The sequence below is a fragment of the Pseudophaeobacter leonis genome, assembly GCF_002087335.1.
GTDB lineage: Bacteria > Pseudomonadota > Alphaproteobacteria > Rhodobacterales > Rhodobacteraceae > Pseudophaeobacter > Pseudophaeobacter leonis.
The window spans coordinates 18,147-28,703 of sequence record NZ_MWVJ01000017.1 but is presented as its reverse complement, the minus strand read 5'-3'; the positions used below and the strand labels follow the sequence as shown (position 1 = coordinate 28,703).

The 10,557-nt window shown below is 62.4% G+C and carries 9 protein-coding genes and 2 pseudogenes; 4 read left to right on the top strand and 7 right to left on the bottom strand.

Annotation, left to right across the window (positions count from 1 at the left end):
- Positions 1-505: peptidase G2 autoproteolytic cleavage domain-containing protein (locus B4968_RS24115; protein ID WP_277620926.1), on the top strand; the 505-nt coding region annotated here is incomplete at its 5' end.
- The gene (locus tag B4968_RS26050) at positions 427-603 is read left to right on the top strand and encodes a peptidase G2 autoproteolytic cleavage domain-containing protein (RefSeq protein WP_420916472.1); all 177 of its coding nucleotides are present in this window, start codon (positions 427-429) and stop codon (positions 601-603) included. The genes B4968_RS24115 and B4968_RS26050, both read left to right, overlap by 79 nt.
- Positions 604-625: 22 nt before the next feature.
- Here the strand turns inward: B4968_RS26050 and tviB are convergent.
- The 4 genes and pseudogenes from tviB to gmd form a co-directional block, all read right to left on the bottom strand.
- A pseudogene (gene tviB / locus B4968_RS06045) lies at positions 626-1,898 on the bottom strand (Vi polysaccharide biosynthesis UDP-N-acetylglucosamine C-6 dehydrogenase TviB).
- Between the two features lie 73 nt (positions 1,899-1,971).
- Positions 1,972-3,403, bottom strand: a pseudogene (locus B4968_RS06040) (mannose-1-phosphate guanylyltransferase/mannose-6-phosphate isomerase).
- Between the two features lie 18 nt (positions 3,404-3,421).
- Entirely contained in the window at positions 3,422-4,408 is a 987-nt protein-coding gene (gene fcl, locus B4968_RS06035) for a GDP-L-fucose synthase (RefSeq protein WP_083097485.1), read from the bottom strand.
- A gap of 5 nt (positions 4,409-4,413) precedes the next feature.
- A complete protein-coding gene (gene gmd / locus B4968_RS06030) occupies positions 4,414-5,532 on the bottom strand; it encodes a GDP-mannose 4,6-dehydratase (RefSeq protein ID WP_083097489.1) in 1,119 nt (372 codons plus the stop codon).
- Positions 5,533-5,826: 294 nt separating this feature from the next.
- Here gmd and B4968_RS06025 point away from each other — a divergent pair, with 294 nt between their 5' ends.
- Complete coding sequence (locus tag B4968_RS06025; protein WP_083097483.1) at positions 5,827-6,546, top strand: sulfotransferase family protein; 720 nt, start codon at positions 5,827-5,829, stop codon at positions 6,544-6,546.
- Between the two features lie 416 nt (positions 6,547-6,962).
- Positions 6,963-7,622, top strand: a complete 660-nt coding sequence (locus B4968_RS06020) for a hypothetical protein (RefSeq protein ID WP_139792612.1) — start codon at positions 6,963-6,965, stop codon at positions 7,620-7,622.
- Positions 7,623-7,638: 16 nt separating this feature from the next.
- Here B4968_RS06020 and B4968_RS06015 read toward each other — a convergent pair whose 3' ends face one another.
- Genes B4968_RS06015 through B4968_RS06005 form a run of 3 tightly spaced genes read right to left on the bottom strand, consistent with a single transcriptional unit; the run spans position 7,639 to position 10,444 of the window.
- On the bottom strand, positions 7,639-8,853 hold the full coding sequence (locus tag B4968_RS06015) for a glycosyltransferase family 2 protein (RefSeq protein WP_083097479.1): 1,215 nt from the start codon (positions 8,851-8,853) through the stop codon (positions 7,639-7,641).
- Entirely contained in the window at positions 8,853-9,914 is a 1,062-nt protein-coding gene (locus B4968_RS06010) for a glycosyltransferase family 2 protein (RefSeq protein ID WP_083097477.1), read from the bottom strand. The genes B4968_RS06015 and B4968_RS06010 overlap by 1 nt, the downstream gene beginning before the upstream one ends.
- A complete protein-coding gene (locus B4968_RS06005; protein ID WP_083097475.1) occupies positions 9,911-10,444 on the bottom strand; it encodes a hypothetical protein in 534 nt (177 codons plus the stop codon). Before B4968_RS06005 ends, B4968_RS06010 begins: the two co-directional genes overlap by 4 nt.
- Between the last annotated feature and the right edge of the window lie 113 nt (positions 10,445-10,557).

Genomic DNA, 10,557 nt, shown 5'->3' with positions numbered 1-10,557 from the left:
CTCCCTGGTGCTGAAAGCCAATGGCAGCGCCGGGCTGGGCACCGCCTCTCCCACCGCCCACCTCGAGATCGCGGGCAGCGGCCAGGATTACCTGTTGGCGGGAGCCGGCGCCGGGGCAGGTGGCGGCGCGATGTTCCGGCTGGCCTCGGATGGCAATGGCAGCTGCGATGGTGCCTGGAGCGGCGGCGGCGCTGACTATGCCGAATGGTTTGAATGGCAGGACGGCAACCCGCTGCACGAAGACCGCCGCGGGCTGTCGGTGGTGCTGGAAGGGGCGCGCATACGCCCGGCCCGGGCAGACGAAGACCCCATCGGTGTCATCAGCGCGGCCCCTGCCGTGATTGGCGATGGCGACATGGGGTACTGGAAGGGGCGCTGGCAGCGCGATGCGTTGGCGCGGTGCTGCGCGACCCCGAAGCAGAGCCACTGCAGAATCCCGCCTATGACCCAAACCGCCCCTATCAGCCGCGCAGCACCCGCTCTGAGTGGGATCTGGTCGGGCTGATGGGCAAGCTGCGCCTGCGCCCGGACCAAAGTAAGGGCGCGCGCTGGATCTTTATGCGCAGCCTCCCGGATCAGATCGAGGAATGGCTGATACGCTAGTCTGCGCGGGCGCGCGACAGGTCTAAAGGCGCATATCGGCATCGCCAAGCGGCAGCATCGCCTTGATGTCATAAAGCACATGCGCCGGCCGGCCCAGGGCGCGCAACTCTGCGACCCCCATGTCGCGGAACTGGTGATGTGCCACGGTCAGAATGATGCCGTCATAGGTCCCCACCTCGGGCGCGGCGACCAGATCGAGGCCGTATTCCCGCCGCGCGTCCTCAGGGTCTGCCCAGGGGTCGTGCACATCAACGCAGGCGCCGAACTCTCCCAGCTCACGCACCAGATCGATGACCTTGGTGTTGCGCAGATCGGGGCAGTCTTCCTTAAAGGTCGCCCCCATCACCAGCACCCGCGAGCCGCTGATGGTGATTTTTTGCGCCAGCATCGCCTTGATCAGCTGGCTGGCCACATAGCTGGCCATCCGGTCATTGAGCCGCCGCCCCGCCAGAATGATCTCGGGGCGATAGGCCGATCTCTTCGGCCTTATGCGTCAGGTAATAGGGGTCAACGCCAATGCAGTGCCCCCCCACCAGCCCCGGCCGGAACGGCAGAAAGTTCCATTTGGTGCCGGCGGCGTCCAGAATGGACTGGGTGTCGAGATCAAGCCGGTTGAAAATGATCGCCAGCTCATTGATCAGGGCGATATTGAGATCCCGCTGGGTGTTTTCAATCACCTTGGCGGCCTCGGCCACCTGGATCGAGGCGGCAGAATAGGTGCCGGCGGTCACGATCGAGGCATAGAGCGCGTCCACCTCTTCGGCCACCGCAGGGGTCGAGCCAGAGGTCACCTTGCGAATATTGGTCAGGCGATGCGCCTTGTCGCCGGGATTGATCCGCTCAGGGCTATAGCCAAAAAAGAAGTCCTTATTGGCCACCAGCCCCGACATCCGCTCCAGCACCGGCACGCAGACTTCTTCGGTCGCGCCCGGATAGACGGTGGATTCGTAGATCACGATATTGCCCGGCTTCAAAGCGCGGCCGACGGTTTCAGAGGCCTTGATCAGCGCCGTCAGATCCGGGCGTTTGTGGCGGTCAATCGGGGTTGGCACCGTGACAATCATAATGCGGCAGTCCTGCAGATCCGCCACCGCACTGGTCAGGCTGAGATGCTGCGCCTCGGCCAGCTCCGCGGCGCTGACCTCCAAAGTGGTGTCCTGCCCGGCCTGCAGCGCGGCAATCCGGTCTGCCTTGATATCAAAGCCCACCACAGGCCGCGTCTTGGCAAACTCAACCGCGAGCGGCAGCCCGACATAGCCCAAGCCAACTACGGCGATTTTGTCAATTTGTGTCATTCTGAGCCGTTTCCTGGATAGTGTCTGCACGGTTTTGCCCGCCCTCTCACCCCGCACTCTCATCTGGGGCGCGTCATTTGCGGGCGTAGAGGTCCTCGTAGCGCAGAATGTCGTCTTCGCCCAGATAGCTGCCGGTCTGCACCTCGATCAGCACCATGGGCAATTTGCCCGGGTTTTCCATCCGGTGCACCGCCCCCAGCGGAATATAGACCGACTGGTTTTCGCTGATCAGCCTCACCTCATCGTCCACCGTCACCTTGGCGGTGCCCTCAACAACGATCCAGTGTTCCGAGCGGTGATGGTGGCTTTGCAGGCTCAGCGCCGCACCGGGGTGCACATGGATGCGCTTGACCTGAAAGCGCTCACCGACAACCAGGCTCTCGAACCAGCCCCAGGGGCGGTGATCCATCGGAAATTCGTTGCCTGTTTCGCCGCCTTCGCCTTGAGCGCCGCCACCGCCAGTTTGACATCCTGCGCCCTTGAGGCATCCGCCACCAGAACCGCATCCGGCATCGCCACGGCAATCACATCGCGCAGACCAATGCCCACCACCTCAAGGCTGGCATCTTCCGAGCGCAGCAGGCTGTCGTGACAATCAATCGCTGTGGCATTGCCGCTGGTCACCACGCCCTGCGCATCCGGTCCCGCCTCGCGCCAGACCGCGTCCCAGCCGCCCAGATCGGACCAGCCGGCCGCAAAGGGCACCACGGTGAGGTTGGTCGCCTTTTCCATCACCGCATAGTCAATCGAGATATCCTCCAACGCCTCCCAGGCCGCCGGGTCCAGCCGGAAAAACCCCAGATCGGGGGCCCCCTCTGAGATGGCCGCCTCCACCGGGGCCATCAGCCCGGGCGCATGGGCGCGAAACGCCGCCAGGATCGCCTGCACCGAAAACAGGAAAATGCCGGCATTCCACAAAAACCTGCCCGAAGAGAGCATCGCCGCAGCAGTCTGTGCATCGGGTTTTTCGACAAAGCGTTTCAGGCCAATGGCGCGGGGGCTGAAATCCGGGGTGAACTGAAGGGGCTCGCCCTCAAGCTCAAGATAGCCATAGCCGGTTTCCGCATGGGTGGGTTTGATGCCAAAGGTGACGATCTGGCCGGCCCTAGCCGCCGCCTCGCCTGCCGCCACCGCCGCGCGAAAGGCAGCGGCATCAGGCACCACATGATCCGAGGGCGCCACCAGCATCAGCGCCTCCGGGTCGCTTTGTTCCAGATAAAGCGCTGCCGCCAGCACCGCAGGGGCTGTGTTGCGGCCCGCAGGCTCGATCAGGATGGTGCCGGGATCAATGCCGGCGCTGGCCAGCTGCTCGGTACGATAAAGCGGAAATCAGAATTGGTCAGCACCATAGGGGCCGCGTAGCCCTCGCCTGACAGCCGCGCCGCCGAGGCCTGAAACAGGGTGGTCTCTCCGACCAGGGGCACAAATTGCTTTGGATAGCTTTTGCGCGACAGCGGCCACAGGCGTGTGCCAGAGCCGCCACAGAGCAGGATGGGTGTAATCATAAAATCTATCCTGTTACGTCACTTGCTACGCAGATCATCCGCATTTTGCTGCAAAAACCAAGCGTAGGTTCCCTTGAGCCCTTCCTCAAGCGGGATCCGCGCCTGCCAGCCCAGCCTCTCGAGACGCGACACATCCATCAGTTTACGCGGAGCACCATCGGGTTTGCCGGGATCTGTCAGGATCTCGCACGCATAGCCCACCACCTGCGCCACCCTCTGGGCCAGCTCCAGGATCGAGATATCGCGCCCCGTCCCCACATTGATATGGCTGAGCATCGCTTTGGTTTCGCGCTGGTAGGTCGCAGGCGCCAGGTTCATCACAAACAGTGAGGCCGCCGCCATGTCGTCCACATGCAGGAATTCGCGGCGCGGGCTGCCTGTGCCCCAGATGGTCACAGAGTCCGCCTGGGCCTGCTTGGCCTCATGGAAGCGCCGCATCAGGGCCGGCATCACATGCGCGTTTTCGGGATGAAAGTTGTCGCCCGGCCCATAGAGATTGGTCGGCATCACCGAACGATAATCGACGCCGTACTGGCGGTTGTAGCTCTCACAGAGCTTGATGCCGGCGATCTTGGCAATGGCATAGGGCTCGTTTGTCGGCTCCAGCGTGCCAGTCAGCAGCGCCGCCTCGCGACACGGCTGCTCCGCCAGTTTGGGATAGATACAGGACGAGCCCAGCTGCAGCAGCCGTGTCACCCCGGCGGCGTAGGCGGCATGGATCACATTGCATTCCATCATCAGGTTTTCATAGATGAACTGCGCCGGATAGCTGTTGTTGGCCAGGATGCCGCCCACCTTGGCGGCGGCCAGAATGACCTGATCGGGGCGCTCCGCCTGCATAAAGTCCTGCACGGCGGCCTGATTGGTCAGGTCCAGCTCAGTGCTGCTACGGGTCAGGAGAGTCAGATTTTCACCCACCGCGTGCCGGGCCTGCAACTGACGCAGAATGGCGCCGCTCACCATGCCGCGATGGCCGGCCACATAGATCTTTGTTGCTGTGGTCATCGCGCCTACCCCTCAAGGCTCACGGGCAGATCCATTCCGTGCTCTTTCAGCAGGGCATGACGCCGGGCGGTTTTCAGATCCTCTGCGACCATTTCGGCGCACATCTGTTGCGTGGTGATTTCCGGCACCCAGCCGAGGAGCTCGCGGGCCTTGGTCGGATCCCCCAGCAGGGTCTCTTCCTCGGCTGGGCGGAAATAGCGCGGGTCAATGCGCAGGATGACATCGCCGACCTTCAGGGCTGGGGCCGCATCGCCCTCAATCGCCGCCACGGTGGCGACCTCATCAACGCCGCTGCCGGTGAAGTCCAGAGTGATGCCAAGTTCAGCCGCCGACCAGATGATGAACTGGCGCACCGAATACTGTTTGCCGGTGGCAATGACAAAATCATCCGGCGCGTCCTGCTGCAGCATCATCCACTGCATGCGCACATAGTCCTTGGCATGGCCCCAGTCGCGCAGCGCGTCGATATTGCCCATATAGAGACAGTCTTCCAGACCCTGGCCGATATTGGCCAGACCGCGGGTGATCTTGCGGGTGACAAAGGTCTCGCCGCGGCGCGGGCTCTCATGGTTGAACAGAATGCCGTTGCAGGCATACATGCCATAGGCCTCGCGGTAATTCACCGTGATCCAATAGGCATACATCTTGGCCACCGCGTAAGGCGAGCGCGGATAAAAAGGCGTGGTCTCGCGCTGCGGCGTCTCCTGCACCAGACCGTATAGCTCCGAGGTGGACGCCTGATAAAACCGGGCGGTCTTTTCCATCCCCAGGAAACGGATCGCCTCCAGCAGGCGCAGCGTGCCCATGGCATCGACATCTGCGGTGTATTCCGGGCTCTCGAAACTCACTGCCACATGGGACTGTGCGCCCAGGTTATAGACCTCATCGGGCTGCACATCCTGCAGGATCCGGGTCAGGTTCGAGGTATCGGTGAGATCGCCGTAGTGCAGTTTGAACCGGGCCTGGTCCACATGCGGATCCTGATAAATATGATCCACCCGCTGGGTATTGAACGACGAGGCGCGGCGTTTGATGCCATGCACCTCATAGCCTTTGGCCAGCAGGAATTCCGCCAGATACGAGCCATCCTGACCTGTCACACCTGTAATCAGGGCTTTTTTCATCCTGCACATCCTCTTTTCGGGCCCGATCCATGCCCAGCCCAGGCCCAGCACAGCTCTGGTCCATGTCTGGTCCATATGTCTGATCCATGCCTGGCTCACTCCGCCCTGCGCGCCCAAAAAAGGGCTTATGGAGACTGGTGATGGCGCGCCAGCGCGTGTTTGTCCATCCTTGTTTGCGCAGCTTTCCGCCGTGGTCCGGCCTTGCAGCGTACGGGCCCCTGCCGCCGAAAACCATCCTTGACCTTCGCGGCGGGATTGGGAAGACCGGTCCCCAGTCCCCAAAAGGCCCTGTCCATGTCTGCATCTTCCGCGCCCTATGTTGCCCAAACCCACTTTTTTGTCGCAGGCCCCCCCCAGGGCGGCACCAGTTGGCTGATGCGGCTGTTGGATGCCCACCCGGATGCTGCCTGTTCCGGCGAGGGGCATTATTTTGACCGCTTCTACCCCCTCCTGATGAAAGTCTTTGAGGACTATCAGCGTGTGCTGCAGCTGGATGCAAAACTGGTCTTCAGCGAAAAGCCCGTGTTGCAGCCCGTGCGCAAAAGCCACGTCACCAGTATGCTGCGCCATTTCATGCTGGAGCGGTTTGCCGAATACGACCCCAAAAGCCGTGCCAGGGCCCATGGCGACAAGACCCCGCATAACTGGAAAGACATGGCGACCCTGTTTGCCACCTTCCCAGAGGCAAAAATGGTTTTTATCAACCGCGACCCCCGGGATGCCGCCGTCAGCCTCTTTGGCCATGCCAAACGCCGCCAGCTCTACAAGATGGATCCCGAGGGGCCGATTGATCGCGACAAGCTGATCCGCGCCGCCTGTGGCAACTGGATCGGCGTCAACACAACCTTGCCGCGCTGCAAACAGAGCGCCCCGAGCGGCTGGTGCTGGTGCGCTATGAAGACCTTCTGGCCGATACAGTCAGCGAATATGGCCGCATCTGCGCCGCGCTGGGGCTCTGCACCGATCACGACGTTCTGCAGGCGGCGGGCGAGGCCTGCGATTTTCGCAAGGTGAGTGGCCGCAATCCCGGTAGCGCGACCCGTCCTCGTTTTTCACCTCGGGCACCAGCGGCAACTGGCAACCCCAGCTGACCCCAGCCGAGGCCAGTCTGGTCGGGGATCTCTGTGGTCACATGAGGCCAGCCGCAGGATATGAAATCTGAAACCGCCCGCCGCCTCCGCCAATTCAGACGGGCCTGTTCAAGACAGGTCTGAGGCCCGGATACGGGGGGATATCCTCTGGCTGGGCGCGCATAAAACCGGCACCACCGCGCTGCAGGACATGCTGGCGCGCGCCGCCCCGGATCTGGCAGGCCAGGGCATCCACTATACCGAGATGGCGCAGTTCGCAGTCAGGTCGCCCGCCCCCTGCTCTATCATGATCATGCCGCGCGGCCGCTTGAGGCACCGCCCAAAGTGGCGGGGCGGCATGTGTTTTTTGATGAAAACATTCTGGCCCTGGTTCAGGATGTCCTGGCGCCTGCGGGGCTGTATCCCGAGGGGGCCGAACGCGCCCTGAAGCTCGCGTGCGCGCTGCAGCTGCAGGCGCCGGTTCTGGTGCTCGGGATCCGGAATTTTGCCGACTACCTGCCCTCGCTCTATTGCGAGGCGCTGAAATCCACCCCCTTCACACCCTTCGCGCGGTTCTGCGTCACCGCCCTTGCTACCCTGTCCTGGGCCGATCTGGTCGAGCGCCTCGCCTGCGCCTTTCCACAATCGCCCATATTGGTCTACCGGGCCGAGGATCTGCGCCAGCGCGAGGCCGAGCTGCTGACCTGGGTGACCGGCGGGCAGATCAGCGCCCTGCCGCAGCCCGGCAAAAGCCAGCGACGGGGATTTTCCGATGCCGCCGTGCGCGCACTGCACCGGCTTGCAAAAGACCGCACTCTGGGGTCTGATGGGGTTTGTGCAGCAGAGAATCCTGTGGGGTTTGATGATCTTGCCGCCTGTCTTGAGGCCCATCCCAGAGGGGTCGACAGTGCCGCCTATGCGCCCTGGAGCGCCAGCGAACGCCAGACGCTGGATCTGATCTATCAGCTGGATATCGCGCGGCTGCAAACTCTGGATCGCGTCACCTTCTGGAGACCCTAAAGCACGGTTTAGAGCCTTATTTCTGCCGCGCGGCCTGCAGCGCGGCCAAAGCCTCAAAGGCGGCGATCTCCCGCTCGGCCTCCGCCCAGTGCCGCACCGCCTGCAGATCCTCCACGCGGCGACTGGCATTGTGTTCCACCTGATCCAGCCGCAGGGTCACGGCCTCAAGGCGGCGCAGGGTTTCCTGGCCGCGCCAGTCCGCAACCACTGCCGCGACATCCCCCCTGGCAAGCGCCCGGGCCATGGCCCAGCTGCGCTGTGCCACCGGGCAGTGCCGCAGCTCTTGCCAGTCCGCCTCAGGGATCACAGACAGGGTTTCTTCGGCGCGACAGGCATAGGACCAATAGGCCTGCGGCCGCAGACGCTCCACATGCCAGGCCATGTTCTCCAACAGCCAGCGCAGTGCTGCGGCCCGGAAATGACGAGGGTGTCTGCCCCGTTTGCCCGCATTCGGCAGCGCAGCAATAATCGCCTCATAGTGGCTGAAAAAGCCCTCCAGCTCGGCCCCCTGCGCCGCCATGGTCTGGCCCACCCGATTGACCCGGTGAAAACACAGCCCCCGATCAACAAAAACGATATTCTCAGCCGCAAGGCAGACACGCCAGTGAAACGGGTTGTCCTCGTAGAAAAACGGCCCCTCCGGAAAGCGAATGGCATGGTCTTGCAAAAAGCTGGCGCGATAGATCTTGCGCCAGGGCACTCCGATCATCCGCAGCGCCAGATCGCGGCGCGCCTCAGGGGTCCGGGCACGGCTGGCCTCGCGCCACAAAGGCTGGTCTGCCGGCGCGCTGACTTGAGCACTGGCCTGAGCGCTGGCCTGCTCACTGGCCTGCTCAGAGGCCTCATCATAGAGACTATAGTTGGCGATCAGCAGATCACAATCGCCGCGCTCAAACCGCCTGCGCGCGGCGCGAAACCCTTCGGCGTTGAGCCAGTCATCACCATCGACAAAAAACACCGCCGCGCGGCGCACCTCCTGCAGGCCGATATTGGCCGGGATGCCAACGCCGCCCTCGGTATTGGCGCCCAGAAAGACCGGGCAGACCTCAACCCCTTCCAGTGGCGCGGTGCGCTGCAGCCAGTTGGTGATGTCATCGGCGGTGTGATCAGTGGAGCCATCATCGACCAGGATCAGCTGGTCGCCGGGCTGCAGGCAGGGCCGCAGACTGTCGAGACAGCTGCCGATGTAGTCTTCGATATTGTAGCTGGTCACGATAAAGGAAAACTGCATCACCACCCCCGCCGTATATGGGCATTGATCTGGCGCGCAAGATCCGGATCCTGCGCCGCGACAAATCTGATCGTGGCCGGGCTGTGCTGCGCCAGCAGAAACTGGCTGGCCTTCTGATGAAAGCTCTCGCGGTACTGCACATCGAGCCGCTGCAGGATCCAGTCGAACAGGCGGATATAAAAGCGCACCAGCGGCAGCAGAAACAACACTTCATTTCCGGTCTGGTGCAGAATTCCATGCAGCGGTGTCAGCGCCTCAAAGACATGCAGCCGTTCGCGCCCCCGCCGATTGGTCAGCCGGGTGCCATCTTCGGCGACAAAATGCTCGCAGCCCAGTTGCGTGGTGGCAAAGACGCGCTCGGCCCTGAGGAAACTGCTCCAATGCAGCTCGATATCGTTGTGCACCAGAATTTCGGTGCAGCGGATGTTGTGTTCGCGCAGAAACTCGGTGCGGTAGATCTTGTTCCAGGGATAGGCCGCCACCATGGCCAGCGTTGCCACCTCTGCGGGGTCCAACTGGCGGGGGCTGTCAAGATCGCCAGCCAGATCGCCAGCCTGGCCAGCAACCTGGCCAGCAACCAGTGCGTCCCAGAGGAGCTGATCCGACACCATCGGCCCCGGCACGCCCCCAACGGCGCGGCTTCGGCTGTCGATATGCCCGAAAATGCAGAAATCAAAAGCCATGTTGTCCATGCTTTGAGACAGGCTCTGGACCAGACTGGGGAAATCCGGGCTCAGCAGATCATCCGAGTCAAAGAATATCACATGGTCGCTGGTCACCTCTGCCAGCGCCTGATTGCGTGCATGCCCGGCGCCGCGCTGCTCAGGGCTGAGCAGATAGGTCACGCCCATGGCCGCCTCGTCAAAGCCAAGATCGGCAGGGGGGCAGGTAACGTCACTGGCAACATCGCTGGCCTGATCACTGGCCTGATCACTGGCATCACGACTGGCATCATCCGAGACAATGATCTGATAAAACACAGCCATATCCTGCAGCTGCCGCAACAGCCGGGTCAGCCCCTCGGGGTCATTGTAAACCGGAATAATGATGGAAAGGGTCATACCCCAAAGAGACGAAGATCAATGAGCTGCAACTGGCGCAAATCCGGTGGGAAAAACAGCACCAGCTCCCGCCAGGGGGCCTGAGGCGGAATATCGTCGCGCTCTTCCAGCTTGATCAGATCCGCATGGGTGCTGGTGGCGTTATAAGACACCACCCGTTTGCCAAAGAAGGCATCAACAAAGCCGCCCTCGACACCGCTGCGCAGGCAGGCGCGCAGGGTGACGGTATCTTCGGCCCGGGTCTTGCACACGAGGCCCAGAATATCGCGGTGGCTCTGGTCGAACTCCCCCAAAGCGATGTTCAGCGACAGCCACTGTCCCGGCCGCTTGGTCGTAAGATCCAGCGTCATCAGCTCACCGGGGCGGCTGGTCAGCTTGATCTTGGTATCACTGGCAGGTCCCACCGACAGGAAAATCCCCGGCGCAAAGCGGTCGTCCGGCGCCACGACGGTCTCGACCTCAAGGGCCCGCAGCACCGCCAGAGCGTGGTTCGCCTGCGCTTCTGCGCCAAAATCGACATTATGTTCCATGGGGCCTCTGACAACTGCCGGAGACCAGGATCTCCGAGGGGTTCAATGCTAAACTATAGGGGGATGTTTAGACGAGTTTTCTTTTGGACTTCAAGAGCTGCCTGAGGCCGGTG

Coding starts and splice junctions, on each gene's coding strand:
- B4968_RS06015 (WP_083097479.1), bottom strand. CDS start 8,853: ATGCAGTTTTCCTTTATCGTGACCAGCTACAATATCGAAGACTACATC.
- B4968_RS06025 (WP_083097483.1), top strand. CDS start 5,827: ATGTCTGCATCTTCCGCGCCCTATGTTGCCCAAACCCACTTTTTTGTC.
- B4968_RS06010 (WP_083097477.1), bottom strand. CDS start 9,914: ATGACCCTTTCCATCATTATTCCGGTTTACAATGACCCCGAGGGGCTG.
- B4968_RS06005 (WP_083097475.1), bottom strand. CDS start 10,444: ATGGAACATAATGTCGATTTTGGCGCAGAAGCGCAGGCGAACCACGCT.
- gmd (WP_083097489.1), bottom strand. CDS start 5,532: ATGAAAAAAGCCCTGATTACAGGTGTGACAGGTCAGGATGGCTCGTAT.
- fcl (WP_083097485.1), bottom strand. CDS start 4,408: ATGACCACAGCAACAAAGATCTATGTGGCCGGCCATCGCGGCATGGTG.